Genomic DNA, 21,572 nt, shown 5'->3' with positions numbered 1-21,572 from the left:
GCCTGAGGTCCCGGGCCGTCGTGGAGGCCGCCGACGCGGAAGCGGTCCGCGCCGCGCGGACCGACCGGAGCGTCCTGGGCGGCCGACCGCCTCACCGAAGCGCTTGGGCAGCCCCGCCGCTTCCGTCCGCACGTCACCGCCTCCGCGACGCCGCGCCGTCGATCCGGTGCTGGAGTGACACCCCGCCGACGGGATCCGCTGCACCGCTTACGGGGTGTCGTAGACCTGCAGCATCGGGATCTCGCGGATTGTGTGCTGGGCACTCGGTGGCCGCAGCGTCTGGGTGCTGATGACCTGAGTGCCGGTGACGTGGGCGGCTTCGGCCAGCTCTGTAAGCGCCTGGTGCACCACGCCGCTGGCGATGCCTTGTTGGTAGGGGTTGTCGAGCAGGAGCAGGCCGGGGAAGGCACATTCCTCGTCAAGGTCCGAGTTGAGAAAGAGGGTGGCGTAGCTGTAGGCCAGGAAGAAGAGAACCTTCGCCTCTGCGCCCAGCCCTTGATCCCACGGCTTTGAGCCGACGTAGAAGGTCAGGTCGGTGTCCCTGATCGAGACTTGTCCGGCCACCCACAGCGTGTCCATATAGCGGGCAAGAAAGCCGTTCATGCGCTCGGCGAAGATGAAACAGCGGTCCATGGGACTCAGCCCGGGCGCCGTTGAGTTTGCCTGTTCCTTCTCGATCCGTTCAACCAGCAGCTGCGCGGAGAGCACGCTGCGATGCGCATCGGTACGCCGTTGGAAGATCTCCTCCATCGCGGGGAAGGCCGTCAGCTTGTGTTCCAGCTGAGCGATCTGCGCGGCGAGACCTTCCAGCGTGGCCATGAAGGGAGCGAGCTCCGCCGCGCGGCGCTGGTTGAGCTGTTGGGCCAGCTGAGCCTGCCGCGCATGCAACTGCTGCTGATGGGCTCGCGCGGAATCCAGGTCGCCCCGTGAGCGCGCGATGACGTCATCGAGATCGTCCAGCTCTGACTTCAGGGACCTGATCTCCACCTGGGCTCTGCGTTGACGCTTGTCGTCGTCCACGGGCTGGAAACAGAGGTAGCAGGCATCCTCGTCGTGGTCACGGTGCGGGTCGACGTTCTGCTCGCACGCGGGGCACAGCCGGACCGGGAGCGTGTCGAACACCTCGATGGATGTCGCCAGGCGCTCCATGCGGCTTACCTCCGCGGTGACCGTTCGAGCCGAGCGCTGGTGCTCCTCAAGAAGCTGCCCGAGATTGGTCACCTCCTCGGTGGCTCGACGGAGGCGGTTGGTGATGTCGCTGTACACGTCCGTCAGCGAGGGGTCGTACCCGGCAGGGGAGCCGGCCGAGGGGCTCCCGTCGGTGAGGCCCTGAATCTCTTCCGTCAGGAGCCGGCGCCGCTCGTACACAGCATCAAGTTCGCGACGGAGCTCCCTCCGGGCGCCCGCAACCTCCTCAACGGAGCGGACGAGGGGGAGATCCAGGTTCTGGGAGATCGCTGTGACGGCCTGGAGCGTGCTTTCGCGAACCTCTCGGTCGACGGCCTCGGCTTCGTTCAGGCGCCGCTTCGCTCGGGCGAGATCGAAGTCCCTGTTCGCTTGAGCAGTCCGAGACCGGACGAAGCCCAAGAGCTGGCTGACTACGGCTCGCCGCGTGAACTCCTGCTCTTTGTCGGCGAAGCTGGTCCAGGAGTCCTCGTTCCGATAGAAGTGTCGCAGGGTGTTGCGGAAGGACAGAGGGGTCTGCTCGGTGGCTGAGGTCGGATGGAGACCCTTGGGGATGAGCAGGTTGGGCCAGCCCAGCTCGTTCAGGATCCAGTCGGAGAAGTCGGATGCTGCGATCTCGTCACCGTTGATGCCGATCTTGCCCATCCGCCCATGAGTGAAGTACCTCGTGAGTTTGTACGGCCGACCATCGACCCGGAGATCCGTACTGACCTCGACGTGCTCACTGGCGACGGCGGCCTTGAGTGCATCGGCTGGGCTTCCCCGGTCGCCCAGGCAGTAGTCGATCACTTTGAGGGTCGTAGTCTTTGAGCTGTTCCGGACACCGGTGAGGATGTTGAGTTTGCCCGACTCGAAGGCGTACTCGTCCAGCTCGCCGCTGTGATGGACCAAGGAGACCTTGTCGATCCGCAGGCCGCGCTCGGATGTACGGGGCTCACTCATGGTCGAATCTCCTGATGAAACGTCGCGTTGCCGACCTCGTCCGGGAACAGGTCGTAGATGAGGTCCTTCAAGTCGGTGCCCGACATCGTCGCCAGGTTGCCCTGCATGGCTTCACAGCGGCGTACCAGGGGCCCGAATTGATCCATCGCCGCGAAGCGCGCTGCTGCGGCCTTGCCAGCCGCAGTGAGCTTCACGCGCTCGGGGGTATAGGACACGGTGATGGAGACCAGACCGCGAGCGGAGAGGAAGGACAGGAACTGGCGGTACCGGTGATCCCAGGGACCGTATCGGTAGCGCACCATCGGCGCCTCGATCTCGGCAGCGTCCGAGGCGACGTACCTGCCCTGCCAGTCATTCATCCCTGGCAGGGCAGCGTGGGCTCGCTCAAGGAACCCCGGGTAGCGCAGAAAGAAGTCGAGCTTCGCGAACTTCGTCCGCCCCGCGATGTACGGACCGGGGCTCTCTCCGCACAGGTGGATGAGAAGCAGCAGCCGGGAGGCGTGGAAGTCGACCGAATCATCGGGGTCCCAGGCCCTGTGGGCGGGCGGCACGGCCTGCCTGCCGATCTTAGGAGGCATCTTCGTACCTGTTCTGGCAGCGCGCAGTAATGTCACTCAGCACTGCCACGGCCTGGCTGAAGTCCACTTCCCCGGACTGCACCTCGGGAAGCTGGAGGATCGCCTCCAGGATGGCTGCGTATGCCAGCTGACCAGTTGCGATGGAGCCGCCACGCCTTCGGGCCGAGGCCAGCTGACAGATGGCATATACCTTGTCTGCGAAGGCGGCAATGCGTTGACGGCCCAGTCCTACGGTGCTGCGCTGGGCCTGGCGGAAGGCGAGCATCGACTCATGCTGACGCTCGGCTTCGGCTTCAAGTACGCCGGCGGGACGAAGCTTCTGTTGGAGGGTCATCAGGCGCTCGGTGGAGCCGTCACTGCGCAAGCCTGTGACCTTGCGAATACAGCCGTCCAGGATGGCTCGGAAGTCCTCAGCGGTGTGACTTCGCGGACGTAGCTCGGCTGCGCTTCGCGCGATGTACTGGGCCAGGCCGCTCAGCACCTCGTCGACCTCAGTCACCAAGGGTTCCTGCCCAAGGTAGTCCTTGATCAGCGGAACCAAGCGCCGGTGGGCCTCGCTCTCGACGTGCTCCGTAGTCCGGGCTGTGATCAGGACATCCAGGCGATCGACGCACCATCCGACGTCCCGGCCGTCACGCAGGCTCAGCCCCGAGAGCTTCCCGACCACTTTGGTGTGGGTCGCACTGCTCACCGGCTCACGCTTGCCGCCGCGCTCGCAGGCGAAGGGGTACAGGTCCGCAAAGGGGGTCTCGTTAACTATGAGGGTGAACCGCGTGCCCTCAGGGAGTGGCTTCCCCATGAACAGCTTGCCGAGGTAGCTCGACTCCGCTGTTCTGTTCGCTTCTTTCTTGGACATGTCGGGACGGCAGACGTCGGCGATGCTGTGGCGCTTTCCGGGACCCTCTACCGTCTTCACCTGACGATAGACAGGCACGTCTCCGCGAAGGCAGAGGATGTCTTCCAGATCCTCCCAGGAGACTTCCGTCCAGTGGCCATCCAGCATGTCGAGGCAGTCCAGTAGCGTGACCGCGTCCTGGTAGAGGAAGCCGCGCCGACTTCGGCGCCCTCCATCAGCAGGTGCAAGCGTCACCGGCGCTCCTGCTGCGTCGCCGACTGGACATAACCGCGACAGCGGTACTGGTTCCTATTCGCACAGTGCCCCCCAACGGCGTGTGGAGAGTGCAGTAGATCACCCAGTGGATACGGATCGCAACGGTCCGTTCGGATAGATCGGAAGGTGTGAAGTGCCCAGAACTGCGCACCCTTGAGCCCCTTCAGCTCGGCCACGTGCTCCCAGCATCCGCCCCGCCCGAGTTGCGCGCCGTCGTTCCGAAAGGGCCGCCCCGAAGATGGATCTTTGCTCGGCGCCTACGACCAGGCAGCGACTTCCTCGATGGTGTCCGCGATTAGTACGGGCAGGTGCTCCATGGCCCGTTCCAGAATCTTCTCGATGGGCACCGCGTGTCGGCTGCCGTCCACGTTGATGTGGTTCGCCCACTGGGCGGGCTGGTAGCGAGCGAGCATTGACAGCGCGTACAGCACCGCCCACCACGCCATCAGCGGGTGGAGTTCACGTGGCAGGTCCGCGACGGTGGGGAGGAAATAGCAATGCCCGGCGTAGCTTCGAGTCATCCCGGACAGGCGTTCCAGACGCTCCTCTTTGGTGCCTGCCCCTGCTGGCATCTTCCAGTGCATGTAGAGCCAGCCGGCGTTCGGGTGGTGACGCACGTAATCTGGCTCGGCATTGGCTCCCGTCCGGCGACGGGCGAACTCCTCGTACCCAGCGGTGCCGGGGTAGCTCTGCAGGAACTCATCCAGTGCCGCGCGACTGCCGTCGTCCATGACGCGGTCCAAGATGTCGCCGACGTGCAGGGTGAGCAGCGGGTGAAAGTCAGTGCCGTCGATTGAGTCCGCGCCGGCGTAGAGGGGCGTGAACCGCTCCCGGCCTGTCAGCGGGTACTGCAAATTGGCAGGGAGCGTGTCCCAGACTTCTTCCAACCGCACGACCGTGTCGTTGCCCCAGACCGGTGACCGCAGCAGCTCGCTCAGCCGTACGAAACTCCCAGCAGTGCCAGCAGGATCCGTGCGGATCTCGATGTCGGCGAAGTCCAGGTGATAGCCCGAGGCATGGATGCCGTGCGAGATCAGGTTCCAGTCCTCGCCCTTGAGGTCGACGGCCGCGGCCGCGATTGCTCTGCCAGCCTGACTCAGGCCGTAGAACACCAGCAGGGGGCGGGTTTGCGGACCCACGCCCTCAGCCGCCCTGAACATCTGCTGCGCCTGCTCCAGCGCCGTGGAGTACGTCTTGGCCCGCGCCCCACCGCTTGCTCTACCGGGCCGGCTGGAACGGCTGGCCCGCAGCCTCTCCCAAGCCTCAAGTGGATCGATCCGCATGTACATGGTGGGACGCTATCCAACAGCCGGTGCCGTCGGAGGGCGTTCCCACGGGCAGCCGACTCGACCAGCGAGTGCAACGTACCCGCTCGGCCGTGCAACAGCGGCACTGCAACCCGCCGGCGCGTTGCACCCTGTGTTCCACCCCACCCGCTGCCGGAAGACGAGACGAAGTCCCTGGGGTCACGACGTCCCGAGGCCTCCACTTCGCTGACCTCCCAGCTCAACGATGGGCGAGGTGGCGTGTCACGCCCAGTCCACACCCAGCTTCGCGAGCGACACGAGCTGGTCGGCTGCGCGAGTGCCGCCAGCCTCCGCTGGAACGCCTGCTGCGCCTCGCTTGGCCCTTCGGGCCCCGCGACTGGCTGCAGGGGAGGGAGAGGGCGTTTGGTCGGGCTGCACGCCGAGAGCCGTCAGCCGTGCCTGCCGCTCGGGCAGGAGCCGTGCTCAGATGGGCCGGAGCCACTTGGCGACGTCGCTGCCGTCGAAGACGACGCCCGGTGCGCGATGTGGGGCAGGACGCCGTCGGCGTCGACCAGGTCCCGCCAGGACGCGGTATTGCCGCTGCGAGTCCAGCGCCCACGGGCAGTCTCACTGCTCGTCGAACGCGGTCAGCTGGGCCGCACGGTCCGAAGCACGTTGTGGGTCCTGCAGGGTGAGTGTCGTGGTGCGGTGCACTCGCCGTCCTTCGTGCGACCGCCCTACTCGCGCTGGAGGAGGTTGGGAAGGAGGCGGGGCACCTCGTAGTGCAAAGCGGATGGTCAGGACCGGGTGGGTCTGTCCGGCTCCCGTTCTGCGGGGAAACAGTGGCCGTGCAGGCGGAACACCATTTCGTCAGGTGCCGAGATCATGCGTGCGCGACGCCAAGCGGCGTCGAAGCTCACCGGAGTGGCGGTCGGGTCTCCGTGGCGCATGCGGAGCGCCCGCCAGGAGGTGACGGGGTCGAGTAGGACACGTAACAGCGTCAGTCTCATGCCCGTGGTCCCCCTGCGTGTGCCGGTGGCAGCGGGTCCGGGGGCTGGGCCGGCCCGTCCTTTCCCTTCAGGGTTTCGAGTGCGTCGTGGAGCGCGAGCATGGCCCGGTTCTGCAGGTCGACGTCGGTGAACCCTCGGCCAACGCTCTCCCATTGGGCGAGCACGGGTTCCCACCACTGGCCGGCCGCGGCGATGGACCGGGCCAGCCGGTGCCAGTCCGCCACCTGCTCGGGCCCGGGGCACCCTCCGTGCCGCTCGATCCGGTCGAGGACGAAAAGGTCGGGATGGTCATAGAGGTGGGTGCGCAGGAACCGCAGGCGCTGGACGCGCTCCTCGTCCGCCTGTCGCTGCGCCACAGTGGCACGTGCCGCCGCCGGGAGCCCGAGCTCAGTGCGGGCGGTCAGGTAGCGGTACGGGGCGCCGCGCGTGGGCTGTTCGGCGCCGAGCTCCGCGTTGACGGCGTCCTGTGCGCTGCGTACTTCCATTGCCGGGAACTGCCGTGCGATCTCGCGGGCCCGCGCGACGGTGCGGCTGACGACGAGTTCTTCGAGGCCGGGGCGGGTGCGCAGGGCGGGACGCCATGTGATGGTGAACGTCGCCTCGAAGCAGATGCCCGGTGTGGCACAGGGCAGCAGCCGGGGCTCGGCGCACCGGACGGTACACACCGAGCGTTGCCAGGGCCACCTCATACGGAGGCCCTGGTGAGCGGGAACACGGTGCGTACGCGCGGGTCGACGAGGCGGTCCCAGAAGTCCTCGTCGGCGGTCGCGCCCTCTTCGAGGGTGACGTCGGCCAGAGCCTTCATCAGAGCCATGGAAGCCTTGAACATTCTCTGTCCACGCAGAGCGGGGAGCAGCCGATCCCGGAGCCGGGCGTAAGCGGCGGGATCGGCCGACGCGGCCCTGACCCAGTCGGTGATCCGGGTGATGGCGTCAGGCGCCGTCGCGACACTGCCCAGCAGTGCGCGCAGGGCCGCTTCCACGTCGACCTTCGACCGGGCGTCGTCAGTGAGGAGCCACGGTCCGGAATCGCCTGCCACCGGCATCAGGGCGAGGAAGGCCAGCGGACCGGCCTTGCCGGACTTCCCAGGCTGCTGCCAGGAACGGACCTCAAAGACCAACCGTTCCATGCCGTCGGGCTGCTTCGCCAGTTCCTCGAAGGCGTCGAGGACCTCCGCGAGAGCCGCCTCGTCGCGCGTGTGGTTGGCGACGCGGCGCAGCCGGACCATGGCCATCCTGGCCTGGGACGAGGTGGCGTCCGCGGCGCTGAGGACGCCGCGGCAGATGGAGATCACCGTCGAGGCGTACTCGGCACCCGACGCCCATCCGTACAGCGTGCCCCAGGCTTGGCGCCCCGCGTGCTCGTCGCGCACGGCCCGCGTCATCACCGCGCTGAGCACTTCCTTTTTGCCGGTGCGGGCGAGGGGGCCGAGCTGACCGAAGCGAGGGGTGCTGCCGTGCCGCAGGGTCAGGACGGAGAGCGCGTCGACAACGCGCTCTCCGTCGCCGGCGCCTTCTCTGCCGCCCACCAGCCACTTCAGCAGGGGGTCGCGCATGATCTCGTAGTTGTCCCAGACATAGGTGAGGACGGCCCCGCCGTAGCCGGGCTGGTCGAACACCACGTTGTCCTGGGTGTCGACACGGGCTCCAGCGTCGACTACGCGGCGACGCAACCCTCGTCCCGCGAAGACGGCCTCGGGCGTCGACGTGAAGCCGCCCTTGTCCGCGTCGTTGGTGGTGATGATGTTCTGAAGGCTGCGGGCGGCCACGGCCACTTGAGGCATCGACGCGGACTGGCGCACGGCGAGGGCGAGCAGCAGGCAGCGGTCCTCGAGGGGCAGGGATGCGTCCTTGCCGCGGTGCGTAGAGGTCGTCTCGCCGAACAGGAGGTCGAGCTTGTCCCGCCAGTCGGAGAGGGCGGCGGTGATCCGTGCCGAGAGTCCGGCGTCGACCTTGCTCCAGGAGACTTCGTCCATGGGCAGCTCGGTGCTCGTCAGCCGGACGTGCTCCTGCCATGCGAGCACGATGGTGTCGGTCGCGCGGACCGCTTCCACGGCGTCCCGGCCGTCGAGCGAGTCCTTCGCCGCGCCGCCGGAATGGAGGTATGGGACAAGACCGGGAACGTGTCGGGCCCGCAGATGGGCCTCGACCACCTCCCGTGCCGGGGGAGGTTCGGTCAGGTGGACAACATGGATCCCCGTACGGGCCGGCGCGTAGCGCTCGTTCCAGAGGTTCTTGTCGACGGCCAGCACCAGAGTGGAACCGAGATCACCCAGCTTCTTCGAGTGGTGGGCGAGATTGTCAAGGAAATCCGGCGAGATCCTGTCGTGCTCGGCGTCCTTGAGATCCAGCTGATAGGCATGGCGGAGCTCCAGGGGGAGCCGTCCCGCCTTAGGCGTGTTCCAGTCGGCGTCCAGCTTGACGAGGGGAACGCGATCGTCCGTGGTCTCGGCGAGCAGATGCAGGGCGAGCGTGGTCGAACCGTATGAACGGGGGGACACGATGATCAGCACCGGCTCGCGCAACCGCGCCGGCGCCGCCTCGGGCTCCAGCGCCTGCGCCCACACCTGGTTCCACTGCCCCGCGCGAACCAGCGGGCCGCGTCGGATGGCCTCACGGGACTGGACGACACCCTCCAGAACGTCCTTCTTACGGGTCTCCAGGTGCATGTGGTCGACCTTGCCCACGACCATCTCGGGGCGGTTCACCGTGACCGGGACCTGTGCCGAGCCCGCCGTCAGGGACGGCACGACCACGACCGGCGGATCGGTGCGTCGTCCAACGAGCGGGTCCTCCGTGTGCCGGGAGGGGGCGGGGGGTGCGAACGAGGGAGGGGCGGGAACACCGGGCGGAGGCGCCTGACCGCCGTCGGCATCGGTGACATCACCGGTAGCGGGATCGCCGGTGCCGGTTTCGTCACCGGCAGGGAAGCCACTGGCAGGCGAGCCACCGGCGCGGAAGCCGTTCCCGGGTCCGGACGGTACCGAATCAGGGGATACGAGCGGGTCGTGCGAGGTCATGCGGGGGATGCCTTTCCACGAGGCGGACAGGGTCGGTACGGCAACGGGCAGGGGGGGCACGGGCACAGACACGGGCTCGCGCACGGGTACGGCCAGGTACGCGCGTGTCAGATGCCGCGCCGGTCGATGCGCATGTGGTCGACGTGGTTGATGAGCGTCGGGTCGGACATGGCACCGTTGATCTGGAAGACCGACGAGGAGCCCCCTGACGGGGTGTGCGGCGGGGCGTCGGCTGGGGCCGTTGCGCAGACATCGGCGGTACCGCCCGTCTCCTCGGTAGCCTCGGTCGCCTTCGCGGACATCGCCAGGCTGAGGAGGTACGGGGTCAGACCCGGTACGTAAAGCCGGCACCGCTCCTCGAAGCCGGGCTTCCCCTCGACCCGCGCCACCGCAGGCAGAAAGTGCCTCTCGGACGGCTCCGCCGTCCGGCCCGCACCCACGGTGCACCGGTACGCCGGCTCCGAGACGATGGCCGCCAGGAACCCGCCCTCGTGCTCGCCAGCAGCGGCTAGCGCCTGGCGGACGGCGCCGCTGTCCAACAGCCGGCACACCTCGTTGATGGCGTCGCCGCGATGATCGGGCAGGGAAAGTGACCCGATGTGCACGGCGGCGCGCAGCCGGATCGAGGGGCCGTCGGGGAGACGCTCCCGGTCGTAACGGACGAGCGCCGCGTGCAGGTGGCCGAGTAGAGGATCGATCAGCCGGCCGGTGTCCTTGGCGGGCAGCACGAGGATCGCGCCATCGCCTGTGTCCTTGAACGTGCCGGGCACGGACCGAGGGTCCGCGATCCCGCTATGGGCCAGCACGGTGGTGAGGACATCGTCCAGGTCGGACCGCACCGGCGCCATCATGGCCTCGGGGAGCCTGCTGTAGCCCTGCATGTCGACGGCCAGCAGGGCCTGTTGGGGCGGGACGTCGGACGACGCGTACGGGGAATCGGGCATGACGCCACGGGCCTTTCGGTCAGGAGCGGGAAGCGGTCGCATCATGGTCAGCGGTCCGTTCGCACCGCGGTGCCCACTACTGGGCACCGCGCGTGTGTGCCCCGTCACTCGGTGCCGCTGGCCTGAACCTCGATCGCCTCGATGTCGTGGATCAGCAGACCGCCGCCCGGCTCGGTCTCCAGCCACCCCCGCTCCCGCCACGGCTTGATCGCTGCCCCCACGGCGTTGCGGGAAGCCCCGATCATCTGCGAGAGCTCGGCCTGAGTCAGGCGTACGACGAGTCCGGCCCGGCCCGCCGGAGCCGCCCGCGCGAGCCGGCCTAGCGCATTCGCCAGCCGTACGGGCACACATGCGGTGGCAAGCTCGAGCCGGACCGCCTCGCCCTCCCGGATGCGTGCGATCGCATGCCGGAGCAGCGAGTCGAGCAGGCTGTATCGTTCGACGAACTGAAGGAATTCAGGCGCGGGAACGAGGTGGACACGGCAGGTCTCCGCCGCGATCACGGACGCCGAACGCGGCTGCGCGTCCAGGACCGCCAGTTCACCCAGTAACTCGCCGGACCCCCGCACCGACAAAAGCGTTCGCTCCCCGCCGGAACCTGTCAGGGTCACCAGCGCCGACCCTTCCGACAGGACGATCACATGCGTACCCGGATCACCCTGGCGCAGCAGCACGCTACGCGCGGGACGTACCCGCTCGGGGGCGAGGGCACGCAACAGCGCCCACAGCCGCTCGCCCATCACGTTCCTGTGTGGTTGATACATATCCCCCCAGACCCGCGGCTCTACCAAACCGGACGAAGGTTGTCAGGGAGCGAGAAGAGCGATCAACAGTCCCATTCCGGCCATAGCCAACGCCGCGATGACGAAATCGACGGACCAACGGACGGCACCGAACTTCCGACGGGCTAGCACCTCGAACACAGCCAGCCGGCCGACCTCCTGATGCGTCAACGACTCGACATCCGTCCGCTGCGCGACGCCCGCGGCCCCCCACCCGAAGGCGGCCCCACGGGGAAGCACCGGCCGCAGCGCCATGAGCGCCGTGCCCACGGCCGATCCCAGCAGGACCGCTATGGCCATCAGCACCGGCTCGATCGGACCACCGCCCGGCGACGTCACCCACACCCCTGCGATCAGGGCCAGGAGACCACCGGCCACCCCGCACAGGGCCGTCGCCTTCGTATCTGCCCGCTGCACCTCCACGAACAACTCAGCGTTGCGCGTCCGCAGCATGCTCAGTGCCTCCTCACCCTCCCCGGCACGTCCATGAATCCGCCGCTTCCCCACGAGTAGCCCCTCTCCTCAGCCTCTGGCTTCGACCTCCACCTTCGTCCTACGGCGCCCCGCCCGCCGCCCTCAGCAGGGCACCGGACACGAGCGCTTCCTCACACCCCATGCGCGGACGACTCCTTGGAACGCCTCCGCACCTACCACTCGCCAGACGCAGTTGATGCAGGCGCCGCTGCAAGATCGCCCCTGTTCCCAGCCAAAGTTGCTTCCACCATCGCGCCACCACCGCATGGCCAGAGCGAACACCCGCTCCGGCTCCACCCCCGCCCGCACCGCCCGCCGCCTCGGTCGTCGGACAAAGCCGGCGACGGACGGGATCTTCGCGAGCAGGGCCATCAACTGGGTGACGTCGTTGCGATTGCCGCCGGTCAGCGACACGGAGAGCGGGATGCCGTGGCTGCGATCTCTCGTTTTGGTGGCAGTGGTGTGAGGGGCAGCGGGTTGTGAGGGTGTTGATGCTGGTCATGGATTGTTTTGGGGTTGAAAGGTCACTGTCCTGGAAGTGAGAGATCTATAGAGCATGGCTGTCGTGGAGTGTTTTCGCATGGGGGGTGATGCTGTGTCAGTTTCGTGAGTTCTGATCCGCTGGCGGGTGGGTGCTGGTGTGCTCGAGGGTGTGGATCGGACAGAGCAGGACCTGACTCCGGAAGGGGCGGGTGGTGATGTGGGTGGGGTGTTGCCGGCCGTGTCGGTTCGGGCGTTGCGGTCACCGGCGGTGCGTCGTCTGCTGGCCCTGCGGCGAGAGGGGAAACTCACCACTGGGCAGGTGAGGTCGGTGGCGGACGTGCTGGAGGTGCGGGAGCGTGCGGTGTGGCGGTGGCTGGCCGCGGCTGAGGGGGACGAGGCCGCGGCTGCGGCGCCGGGTGAGCGGGCCGCGTATCCCGGCCGGTTCACGGTTACTGATGAGATCCGGGTTCTGTTGGGGCTGTGGAAGGGCAACGTCGCGGCGGTTCATCGTGAGTTGACCGCTCGCGCGGCCAGGGGTGAGGGGGAGTCGCCTCCGTCGATTCCGACGTTGCACCGTGCGATCCGTCGTGATCTGACACCGGGGGAGCGGGTGGGGCTTGCGGGCGGGGAGCGGGCGGCGCGTAAGCATGATGTGTTCCTGGCCCGGCCGCGGGGCTGGCGTAACAAGGTGTGGGAGACCGACCATGTGCAGGCCCCGGTGCTGGTCGACGTTGATGGCAAAGCCCGCCGGCCGTGGATCACCTGGTTCACCGACTGCGCCACGAACGCGATCACCGGCGTTGCCGTCACCCCGGTGTATCCGTCGCGGGAGTCGGTACTGGCCGCGCTGCGCTCCGCCGTGGTGCGCGAGGACCCCTACGGCCCGTTCGGCGGTCTACCAGAGAAGGTGCGGGTGGACCGTGGCAAGGACTTCCTGTCCCGGACGGTGACCGCCGCGTTCACTCTCCTCGACGTCACCGTGGAGGATCTGCCCGCCTACACCCCTCATCTCAAAGGCACGTGGAGGGCTTGAACCGTGCGGTGGAGAGCATGTTCCTGGCCGCGCTGCCCGGCTACGCCCGCCAGCCGCGCCCCGGCAAACGAGCTGCCCGTGCGAAGGACGAGGTACTGCTCAGTTTCGAGGACTTCACCGCCCGGCTGCTGGACTGGACCCGGTGGTGGAACGCCGAGCACCGCCCCGCACCCCTGCAGGGCAGGACTCCGCTTGAGGCGTGGCAGGACGATCTCACCCCGCTGCGGGACGTACCGGCCGTGGACCTGTGGACGTTCACCCTGGAAGACGCCGGCACCCGCACGCTGACCACCCGCGGCATCCGTTTCAGGAGACGTGACTACGTCGGGGCGTGGATGACCGGCCAGGCCGGTGTCCCCGTCCGTATCCGTTTCATGCCCCACCACGACCACCGCGTCGAGGTCTACCACGCCACCACCGGCCGCTACCTCGGCCCCGCGGACCTGGCCGACCGGGCCACCGATGAACAGATCAGCGCCGTACGCAAGGCACGAGCGGCCCGTACCCGCCGCCTGAAGAAGGACCTCCAGGCTTCCCAGCGCGAGCGCTACGCCGCCGTCAATCAGCCCGAGGCACCCCAGCGGCTCGGCGCGCTGACCGGTGCGCAGGCCGACGCCGAGCTCGCCCTGAGTGCCGGCGCCAGCCTGTCGCAGCTCGCGCTGCCGGACATCGTCCCGCCCGCCGTACCCCCGGCCGGGTGGCGTACTCCTGCTTCCCTGGCCGCGCTGACCGGTCCCGGCCGGCCCGGGCCGGCATCACTCGCTCACAACGGTGCCTCACCCGCTTCAAGCGGTGCCTGCGCCCCCGAAGCCCCTCACGAGCTGACGGAACCTGCCTGCGCCGACGACGCAGACGCTTCGTCGCCTCGCTCCACCGACGAACATGGAGATGCCTCGTGACCGCGGTCACCTACCAGTACGTCGACCTACCTGGCTTTGTTCACTTCAACCGACAGCGTTTGTTCGTGAGTTCCGGCGGCGTTCGGTGATGATCGGCGCTTGGAATGTTCACGGGAAATAGCGGCAGCGTCTTGGTCGTGCCGCTCGTCGACGTGCGTCTCCGATCGGCGTGATCGGTCAGCGAAAAAGGAGCCGTGCTGTCTGGGGCAGAGGTGGCACCATGCGGTGTCATGGCAGATGACAGCACCAGTGCGTTTCAGGCGGGCCAGACGGGGCTCATCGTCCGGATTCCGGAGGCGGAGCCGGCCGTCCGTGGGTGGCGTGAACGGCTCGACCCCTCAGCTCGGGCCGGGGTTCCAGCCCATGTCACCGTGCTTTTCCCGTTCCTCGACGAGAGCCGAATAGATGCGCTCGTCTACTCGGCTCTCGCGAGCGTGCTGGGAAGTCACCAGACCTTTGACCTGCGGTTCGAGAGATGTGGACGGCTCCCGGGAGTGCTGTATCTCGTCCCCGAGCCTGATACGCAGTTGCGGCAGCTCACGGAGGCGATCGCTGATCGTTGGCCTGAGGCTCCGCCGTATGGCGGCCGGTTCGCCGAGGTCGTGCCGCACCTGACCATCGCTCAAGGTCAGGAAGACGTGGTCCTGGAGGAGATCGAGGCTGACCTCGCCAGCAGGCTCCCGTTCACGTCTCAGGTCTCGTCGGTTGAACTCATCGTGCACGACGGCACGAAGTGGCAAGAACGGGCGTCGTTCGCACTCGGAGAATGAAGCAGGTCATGAGGCTTGGCTGGTCCGCTGCCCCTTGGGGCAGCGGACCAGCAGAGGACTCCGGTCAGCCGGCTTCAGCGTGCTCGGCGCGGGCTCGGGTGCTGGCGAGGCGGTAGGAGTCGGTGCCGGTCTCGATGATGGTGCCGTTGAAGGTGAGGCGGTCGACGATGGCCGCGCAGAGGCGAGGGTCGGTGAACGTCTTGGTCCAGCCGCCGAACGACTCGTTGGAGGCGATGGCGACGCTGTTCTTTTCCTCGCGTTCGGTCAGGACCTGGAAGAGGAGTTCGGCGCCGCGGCGGTCGAGTTCCATGTAGCCGAGTTCATCGATGCACAAAAGATCGACCCGGCCGTAGCGGGCGATCGTCTTGGAGAGTTGCTTCTCGTCGGCGGCCTCGACGAGCTCGTTGACCAGCTTCGTCGCGAGCACGTACTTGACCCGGTAGCCGGCCATGGCCGCCTCGGTTCCCAGGGCGATCAGCATGTGCGACTTGCCGGTTCCGGAGTCGCCGATCAGGCAGAGGGGCTGGCTCTTCTTGATCCATTCGCAGCTGGCGAGGGTGTGGATGGTGGCGGCGTCGATGTTCGGGTTCGCGTCGAAGTCGAAAGTCCGCAGGGACTTGTCCCGGGGGAAGCCGGCTGCCTTGATCCGCCGTTCCGAACGGCGCCGGGACTGGTCGTCGCACTCGGCCATCAGCAGTTCGGCGAGGAAGCCGCGGTAGGTCATCTGGTCCTTCAGCGCCCGGTCGGCGATGTCGGCAAACTCGTTTCTGATCGAGGGGAGCCGTAGCAGGCGGCAGGCGGTGTCGATGGCCGTGGTGGCGGCCTGCTCGGTCAGTCCTCGCTGGCGGGGCAGGGTCACTGTGTTTCTCCCTCGCGTTGTTCACCGGCGCTGGCGCGACGGCGTCGGAGCAGTTGGTCGTAGTGGGTCACCGAGGGCAGCGGCCTGGTGTCCGGGGGAAAATGCGCGAGCCGCCACTCGTGCAGAAACGTCACGGTGGCCGCGCCCGGGGTTCCGTCCGGCTCGTCCTCGGCCTGGGCGATTTTGCGGGCTTCCAGTGCGACCGTGTCCGCGGTCAGGGCTCCTGCCCGCAAGGCCATCGCGAGTCCGGCGACCAGGTGCTCGTGCGGGAGGTGGCGGGCCAGCAGCAGCACCTCGATCAGCGCTCTCGTCCCGGCTGTGTCTCCGTGGGCCTTGACCGCCGCGGCCCACCAGGCGTCATGGACCGGGGTGAACTTGCCCGCCGAGCGGGCCTGTTCGAGCGCGGTGGCGCCGGGGAAGGCACCTGGCTTGCGGATCAGGGCCTCCAGGTAGTGGTCCAGATCCAGGCGGCAGCCGTCCTTAGCGATCAGCCGCTCGTGTCGGGCCCCTTCCACGTTCCGGTCGTAAACCACCAGGTGAGAGGCGTGCAGCACGACACGGACCCGTTTGCCGATCAGCCGGACCGGCACCGAGTAGCGGTTCGTGCGGACCGCGATCTGGCTGTAGCGGTCGACCCTCGGAGTGAAGAGCCGGCCCGTCTCAAAGGACTCTTCCGGCAGCGGCATCAGCAGCGGTCGCTCGACCTCTCCGTTCGTACGTCAGCGACAAGGTCAGCCGAGACGGCTCCGTCGCGTCGCCCGTGGGGATGGCTCAGTCGAAGAAGAGGGACAGGTCTTCCAACGAGCCGGGGCCGGTGAAGAAGCCCTCCGCGGTGGCCAGGTCTCTGGCGAATCGGGGCTCGCGCTCGGCCAGTGCCTGGTCGAGGTCTTGTCGTTGCTGCAGAGGCTGGTCCCGGGCCGTGGCGTTGAGGTCGGAGATGGTTGCCAACATCAGTTGTTGCCACCGCTCGCCCTGTTCGGCGAGCGCGTAAATGCCAGAGAGCAGGTCGGCCATGCCGACCGGGCGAGAGAGTGATGAGGGTTTCGTGCCCACGACAGGATGAAGTTCCCAGCCCCCGGCCCGTGCCGCGAGCCGCAGCACACCAGCCCAGTTCCTGATGCGTCCAAGGCGCACGTATACGGACTCGTCGTCGTGCGGCGGCAAATGGCCACCGTGCAGGGGATTGGTGGCCGCCTCCACGTCGGCCAGGATCTGGCGTTCCGCTCCAGTCAGGACCCACTGTCCCTCTTGCTGCGCTTCCACAGCGGCACTGGTCCAGTCCTCGGCCGCAGCCAGTAGCGACGCGAAGTCAGCTGGGTCATTGACGGGTGAGGGCGAGGGCTCAGTGATCACACTGGTCAGTATCCGATGCTGTCTTGCTGCAGCACGAGCTTGGGTCAGCAACCGACAGCGTCAGGCGAGACAGACCTGCCGATCTGCCGCCCAGCGGCAACATCGACTGAGACTGGCCGCCCAGCACCTCTCACCACTGATTGCATCGGCCCAGGGCACTGGACGGCTCACCGGCAATGATCAACTGAGACAGGACAGTGGTACTCAGAACCCGTCGCCCCATCCGAAGGTGACGTTGTACGCGCGCTGGAGTGCGTGCCGGCCATGGTCCCCGTCGGCGTAGGCCCACGCGAGGGCTGCGGAGAACCAAAGCAGAAAGACTCCGCTGACGATGCCCAGAGCTACCAGCTTGCCGTACCAGCTGAGGAGGACCAAGGCGATAGTCACGATTGCCGCGCCGAGGTGGGCTCCCCGCGAGTCGAGCGACGCAGCCTTTCGCGCCGCTCCGCCCTCGGCTCGTTCTGCGGCGAACCGTTCCTCTCGAACAGACTCAGGTTCGTTCTCGTCGAAGTTCATCTCATCCCCCTGGCCGTGACGCTACATGGACCCGGACCACGTCGGCAGAGGAGCACCGCGAGGGATATGGATCAGGTACTCACCAGGGTTAGACCTGTTGGGGCTGCTCCCCGCCTGCGCGGGGATGGTCCCAAGGCGTAGGGTCCCGAGACAAGAGTGAAGCCCTGCTCCCCGCGCCCGCGGGGATGGTCCCTTCGCCATCCACTTGGCGGTCTCGTTGTCGAGCTGCTCCCCGCGCTGGCGGGGATGGTCCCGCGGGCGCGGCCACCCGGCTCGCCGAGGTCCTCTGCTCCTGGCGTGTGTGGGGATGGTTCTTCGTCGGCGTCCCGTCAGTCCTTGGCGTGTGGCTCTTTCTTGCTCGTGCGGGGATGGTTGCTCTCTCATCGGTCGGCGGCTGCCGTTGAGGTTCTGCTTCATGTGTCTGTGGGTGTGGTGAGTGGGTTTTACCGCGGGGGTGGGGCCGGCTTGGCCTGTGTGGCTTGCAGGCTGTTGTTCGTGTTGGGTGGGCGTGTTGTGAGTTGTGAGGCGGGTGCCTGGCGGTCGTTCCGGTTTCCTGCGGGTGCGGGGGAGTGCTGTCTGGTTTGTCGGTTTCGGTGAACTGGTTCAGATGGCCTGGGGCGTGGGGTAGAACTGCAGGTCAGGAAGTCTGCTCCCCGCCTGCGCGGGGATGGTCCCCCCGGGCGGCGTCCCGCCGCCCGGCCACGGGCCTGCTCCCCGCGCCCGCGGGGATGGTCCCCACGCCAGCCCGGTCTCGTTGCGCGCTGTCTGCTGCTCCCGCGCCTGCGGGGATGGTCCCTCGCGGAACCACCTGACGTGCGGCTTGACGTTGCTGCTCCCCGCGCCTGCGGGGCTGGTCCCGCCCTGCCCCAGAGGGCGGGTTCGGAGTCGTCCTGCTCCCCGCGCCCGCGGGGATGGTCCCCGGCACTCGGCGTTCCACGCCTCGAAGCCGAGCTGCTGCCCGCGCCCGCGGGGATGGTCCCTCCACCGGCACCAACCTCACCGGCGCCAGCCTCTGCTCCCCGCTCGCGCGGGGATGGTCCCAATCCGAGCGTTCAGGGCACGAAAGGCTGGTCCTGCTCCCCGCTCGCGTGGGGATGGTCCCATCGCGGTGCCGGACTTGTTCGGCAGCGACGCCTGCTCCCCACGCCCGCGGGGATGGTCCCAGAAGACGCGACAGCGCCGCGCACGGCGGTACCTGCTCCCCGCGCCCGCGGGGATGGTCCCGCCCCGTCCGTCGATGCGGACTACACCCTCGGCTGCTCCCCGTGCCGGCGAGGATGGTCGTCCGGTGTCCCGGCCGTGGCCGTCGGCTACGTCTTGCTCCCCGCACCCGCGGGGATGGTCCCGCCTGCATGGTGACAGCGTCAGCGGCGTCGTACTGCTCCCCGCACCGCGGTGATGGTCCCCACAGCCGCAGATCAGTCAGGGCGTCCGCCAGCTGCTCCCCGCGCACGCGGGGATGGTCCCTCGACCGGGGCGGGGCCGAAGCCGAGGAAAGACTGTTCCCCGTTTGCGCCGGGATGGTCCCCCCACCGGGCCCCGCACCGAACCGACCGCCACTGTTCCCCGCGTCTGCGGGGATGGTCCCTACCTCTGGCGCGAGATCATGGACGCTGGCCTCTGCTCCCCGCACCCGCGGGGATGGTCCCACGCGCTACAGCCTCGCCGACGCCGCGAGGGTCTGCTCCCCGCCCGCGCGGGGATGGCCCCCGAGGCCGTCTGACGGCCCGGCAGGACCAGGGCTGCTCCCCGCGTCCGCGGGGGATGGTCCCCCGCAGAAGCTGCGGTACGGCGTCGTCGTCGACTGCTCCCCGCGCCCGCGGGGTTGGTCCCTCCTGGCACGGCACGCACACCGACAGCACGGACTGCTCGCCGCCCGCGCGGGGATGGCCCCGAGTGAGCCAGCAGACGGACCAGCCGAAGCCCTGCTCGCCGCCCGCGCGGGGATGGTCCCGGCCGGGCCGGGTGGGCGTACACCCCGCCGGCTGCTCCCTGTGTCCGTGGGGATGGCCCCAATGGGTGGAACTCGGTGACGGGCATCTGGACCTGCTCCCCGTACGCGAGGGGGGATGCTCCGCAGTGCTCGCTACTGGGGTCTGCGCCTCGATCTGTTCCCCGCGCCTGCGGGGATGGTCCCAGACCGCACTCCTCGCCGTCGTGTCATGCGTCCTGCTCCCCGCGCCCGCGGGGATGGTCCCGCGGCTTGATCAGCAGTACGGGACGGCCGTCCCTGCTCCCCGCGTGTGCGGGAGGTTGGTCCCGGGCCCGTAGGTGTAGGCGAGCCAGGCGTCGGGCTGCTCTCCGCGCTTGCGGGGATGGTCTCGAGATCAAGGGGTACCCGTGACGGGTACGTGACTTGTTCCCCACGTACGTGGAGTTCTGGTCGCTTGGGTCGCTGTGTTGGGCGAGTGTTGCGGTGTGCTGGCTTGGCTGTGTCTGCGGCTTACCACCGTGCTTACCAACGACTGTGTCTCGCGCCTGCGGGGATGGTCCCGCCCAGGCGCCCGTGTAGTAGGCGTAGCCGTTCTGCTCCCCGCGCCCGCGGGGATGGTCCCACCGTGTAGCCGTCCAGCAGGTGCTGCTCCACCTGCTCCCCGCGCCTGCGGGGATGGCCCCCGGGCCTGATCCTTGGTCGTCGCCGCGGCGAGCTGCTCCCCGTGCCCGCGGGGATGGTCCCGCGGCCTACTCTCCGCGATGAAGGCGTGGCTCTGCTCCCCGTGCACGCCGGGATGGTCCCTGCTTGGCCTGGGCGAGGCGGATGGACAGGTTCTGCTCCCCGTGCACGCGGGGATGGTCCCGACGACCGGCCCCTGACGCGCGCCGGCGCGCAGTGCTCCCCGCGCTGGCGGGGATGGTCCCGGCAGGATGAAAACGCCGGAGTCGCGGCCACCCTGCTCCCAGCGCCCGCGGGGATGGTCCCGAGGACCAGCCGCGCGAGACCTTCAACGAGGACTGAGCCCCGTACCCGCGGGGATGGTCCCCACTATCGGCTTGTCGGTCTCTCCCCCCGCACACTGCTCCCCGCGCCTGCGGGGATGGTCCCGTCTCCATCCCGGCCTGCAGCGTCAGCAGGACCTGCTCCCCACGCGTGCGGGGATGGCCCCTATGCCCACTGCGCGCTGGTCCGGCTCTATCTGCTCCCCGCGTGTGCGGGGATGGTCCCATGCCAGAGCTGCTGTGGATCTGGCGGACCGTCTGCTCCCGGTTGCCGCGGGGATGGCTCGATGCCTGCTCATGTCGCGGCCGAGCTGCGGCATCGCTCCCCGTACCCTGCGGGGTTGGTCCGGACGAGGCTGCTATGCACGGCATCCACGGCCCGTGTTCCTCGTGCTCGCGTGGGGATGGTCCCCTCAACGGGCGCCGGCCTCTGGGCCCGGGGCCTGCTTCCCGCCTGCGGGGATGGTCCCATCCTGCTCTCCGCCGTCGGCGTGAGCGCCTTCTGCTCCCGGCTGTGCGGGGGTGGCCCCTCGTCGACGAAGACGACGGCGGCGGGGGTGTTCCTGCTCGTGTGGGGATGGTTCCAGGTAATGGGCGTCAGAGCCCAGGTCCGCGCGCTGCTCCCTGCCTGCGCGGGGATGGTCCTGTGGAGCGTGAGCGGCACACGATCACCAGCTCCTGTTCCCTGCTCGTGTGGGGATGGCTTCTGCATCCTGGCGAAGGGGGACAGGTGGCCGTGTCTGTTCCGTGTTCGTGTGGGGATGGTCTCAGGCCGGGTGGCCTGCGCCCGCGCCTGCGTCCTTTGGGATTCGGTATGCGGAATCTGTATTTGGCTGTTCTTCGTGTCTGCGGGGTGTTTCTTTCCGCGTGTTTCGGGGCGTCGGCGAGGTCGGCTGCTCCGCGCGGGGGATGGTCCCGGCTCGGGTTTGGCTGGTGGTGAGTTGGTGCTCATTGCAGGGTTGGTGGGGTGTTGGTCTGTGAGGTTGGGGGTGTTTCCTCGGGTGAGGGGGGAGTGCTGTGAGTGGTGAGGTTGGCGTCTGGTGGTGCCGGCTGTGGGTTTGGGCTGAGCGAGGGCTTGTGTCGTCTGTTCGCCTGTGTGACGGCTCAGGTCTGGCGTCAGCGGTGTGACGGCTGTGCGTGCCCGGCGGTGTTCCTGGTCGTGGATGCCTGGGCGGGACCGGTTTACCGTGGGTGCTCGGTATGTGCTGTTAGGTGTGTCTGGTTTGCCGGTTTCGGTGAAAGTGGTTCAGACGGCAGTGAGTGTGGGGTAGGACTGCAGGTCACGGAGTCTGCTCCCCGCCTGCGCGGGGATGGTCCCGGCGGGATCGGGTACGTCACCGAGCGACGCCACTGCTCCCCGCCTGCGCGGGGATGGTCCCACCGACCGGCGGGCCAAGTCGTCGGCCGTCTTCTGCTCCCCGCCTGCGCGG

General features: G+C 68.2%; 14 protein-coding genes and 2 pseudogenes. 2 read left to right on the top strand and 14 right to left on the bottom strand.

All coding sequences use genetic code 11. The features are described 5' to 3' along the window. Nucleotides 1-207 precede the first annotated feature (207 nt). From OG309_RS00090 to OG309_RS00040, 10 genes and pseudogenes are all read right to left on the bottom strand, one after another. Nucleotides 208-2,127, bottom strand: a complete 1,920-nt coding sequence (locus OG309_RS00090) for a hypothetical protein (RefSeq protein WP_329417100.1) — start codon at nt 2,125-2,127, stop codon at nt 208-210. Then, a complete protein-coding gene (locus OG309_RS00085; protein WP_329417099.1) occupies nt 2,124-2,705 on the bottom strand; it encodes a hypothetical protein in 582 nt (193 codons plus the stop codon). The genes OG309_RS00090 and OG309_RS00085 overlap by 4 nt, the downstream gene beginning before the upstream one ends. Then, nucleotides 2,695-3,795: a dsDNA nuclease domain-containing protein gene (locus OG309_RS00080; RefSeq protein ID WP_329417098.1), complete on the bottom strand. Its 1,101-nt coding sequence runs from the start codon at nt 3,793-3,795 to the stop codon at nt 2,695-2,697. Before OG309_RS00080 ends, OG309_RS00085 begins: the two co-directional genes overlap by 11 nt. A 278-nt stretch (nt 3,796-4,073) precedes the next feature. Continuing rightward, nucleotides 4,074-5,105, bottom strand: coding sequence for a YaaC family protein (locus OG309_RS00075; RefSeq protein WP_329417095.1), 1,032 nt, complete (start codon nt 5,103-5,105; stop codon nt 4,074-4,076). A 964-nt stretch (nt 5,106-6,069) separates the two neighbouring features. Then, nucleotides 6,070-6,738, bottom strand: a complete 669-nt coding sequence (locus OG309_RS00065; RefSeq protein ID WP_329417093.1) for a hypothetical protein — start codon at nt 6,736-6,738, stop codon at nt 6,070-6,072. A 20-nt stretch (nt 6,739-6,758) separates the two neighbouring features. Further along, nucleotides 6,759-8,828: a hypothetical protein gene (locus tag OG309_RS00060; RefSeq protein ID WP_329417091.1), complete on the bottom strand. Its 2,070-nt coding sequence runs from the start codon at nt 8,826-8,828 to the stop codon at nt 6,759-6,761. A 371-nt stretch (nt 8,829-9,199) separates the two neighbouring features. Next, the gene (locus OG309_RS00055) at nt 9,200-10,036 is read right to left on the bottom strand and encodes a hypothetical protein (protein ID WP_329417088.1); all 837 of its coding nucleotides are present in this window, start codon (nt 10,034-10,036) and stop codon (nt 9,200-9,202) included. A 104-nt stretch (nt 10,037-10,140) separates the two neighbouring features. Next, nucleotides 10,141-10,776, bottom strand: coding sequence for a Crp/Fnr family transcriptional regulator (locus OG309_RS00050; protein WP_329417087.1), 636 nt, complete (start codon nt 10,774-10,776; stop codon nt 10,141-10,143). Nucleotides 10,777-10,842: 66 nt separating this feature from the next. Then, complete coding sequence (locus tag OG309_RS00045) at nt 10,843-11,271, bottom strand: hypothetical protein (RefSeq protein WP_329417084.1); 429 nt, start codon at nt 11,269-11,271, stop codon at nt 10,843-10,845. Nucleotides 11,272-11,604: 333 nt separating this feature from the next. After that, nucleotides 11,605-11,721, bottom strand: a pseudogene (locus OG309_RS00040) (IS5/IS1182 family transposase); the annotation flags it as partial. A 322-nt stretch (nt 11,722-12,043) separates the two neighbouring features. Here OG309_RS00040 and OG309_RS38080 point away from each other — a divergent pair. Together OG309_RS38080 and OG309_RS00025 are read left to right on the top strand one after the other, a co-directional pair. Beyond that, nucleotides 12,044-13,707 (top strand): annotated as a pseudogene (locus OG309_RS38080) (transposase). Between the two features lie 230 nt (nt 13,708-13,937). After that, nucleotides 13,938-14,477 (top strand): 2'-5' RNA ligase family protein, encoded by a 540-nt coding sequence (locus tag OG309_RS00025; protein WP_329417079.1) that lies wholly within the window; start codon nt 13,938-13,940, stop codon nt 14,475-14,477. Nucleotides 14,478-14,541: 64 nt separating this feature from the next. On the opposite strand, the gene istB is transcribed toward OG309_RS00025, so the two are convergent. From istB to OG309_RS00005, 4 genes are all read right to left on the bottom strand, one after another. Then, nucleotides 14,542-15,336: an IS21-like element helper ATPase IstB gene (gene istB, locus OG309_RS00020; RefSeq protein WP_329417076.1), complete on the bottom strand. Its 795-nt coding sequence runs from the start codon at nt 15,334-15,336 to the stop codon at nt 14,542-14,544. After that, nucleotides 15,333-16,022, bottom strand: a complete 690-nt coding sequence (locus OG309_RS00015) for a Mu transposase domain-containing protein (RefSeq protein WP_329417074.1) — start codon at nt 16,020-16,022, stop codon at nt 15,333-15,335. The genes istB and OG309_RS00015 overlap by 4 nt, the downstream gene beginning before the upstream one ends. An 85-nt stretch (nt 16,023-16,107) precedes the next feature. Then, nucleotides 16,108-16,689: a hypothetical protein gene (locus tag OG309_RS00010; protein ID WP_329417072.1), complete on the bottom strand. Its 582-nt coding sequence runs from the start codon at nt 16,687-16,689 to the stop codon at nt 16,108-16,110. A 204-nt stretch (nt 16,690-16,893) separates the two neighbouring features. After that, on the bottom strand, nt 16,894-17,205 hold the full coding sequence (locus OG309_RS00005) for a hypothetical protein (RefSeq protein WP_329417070.1): 312 nt from the start codon (nt 17,203-17,205) through the stop codon (nt 16,894-16,896). Between the last annotated feature and the right edge of the window lie 4,367 nt (nt 17,206-21,572).

Source organism: Streptomyces sp. NBC_01268, from assembly GCF_036240795.1.
In the GTDB taxonomy this organism is placed as follows: domain Bacteria; phylum Actinomycetota; class Actinomycetes; order Streptomycetales; family Streptomycetaceae; genus Streptomyces.
Note: the sequence above shows the minus strand (reverse complement) of the source record. Positions and strands in the feature narration are given on the sequence as shown.

Coding starts and splice junctions, on each gene's coding strand:
- OG309_RS00005 (WP_329417070.1), bottom strand. CDS start 17,205: ATGAACTTCGACGAGAACGAACCTGAGTCTGTTCGAGAGGAACGGTTC.
- OG309_RS00045 (WP_329417084.1), bottom strand. CDS start 11,271: ATGCTGCGGACGCGCAACGCTGAGTTGTTCGTGGAGGTGCAGCGGGCA.
- OG309_RS00015 (WP_329417074.1), bottom strand. CDS start 16,022: ATGCCGCTGCCGGAAGAGTCCTTTGAGACGGGCCGGCTCTTCACTCCG.
- OG309_RS00055 (WP_329417088.1), bottom strand. CDS start 10,036: ATGCCCGATTCCCCGTACGCGTCGTCCGACGTCCCGCCCCAACAGGCC.
- OG309_RS00050 (WP_329417087.1), bottom strand. CDS start 10,776: ATGGGCGAGCGGCTGTGGGCGCTGTTGCGTGCCCTCGCCCCCGAGCGG.
- OG309_RS00085 (WP_329417099.1), bottom strand. CDS start 2,705: ATGCCTCCTAAGATCGGCAGGCAGGCCGTGCCGCCCGCCCACAGGGCC.
- OG309_RS00025 (WP_329417079.1), top strand. CDS start 13,938: ATGGCAGATGACAGCACCAGTGCGTTTCAGGCGGGCCAGACGGGGCTC.
- OG309_RS00075 (WP_329417095.1), bottom strand. CDS start 5,105: ATGTACATGCGGATCGATCCACTTGAGGCTTGGGAGAGGCTGCGGGCC.
- OG309_RS00090 (WP_329417100.1), bottom strand. CDS start 2,127: ATGAGTGAGCCCCGTACATCCGAGCGCGGCCTGCGGATCGACAAGGTC.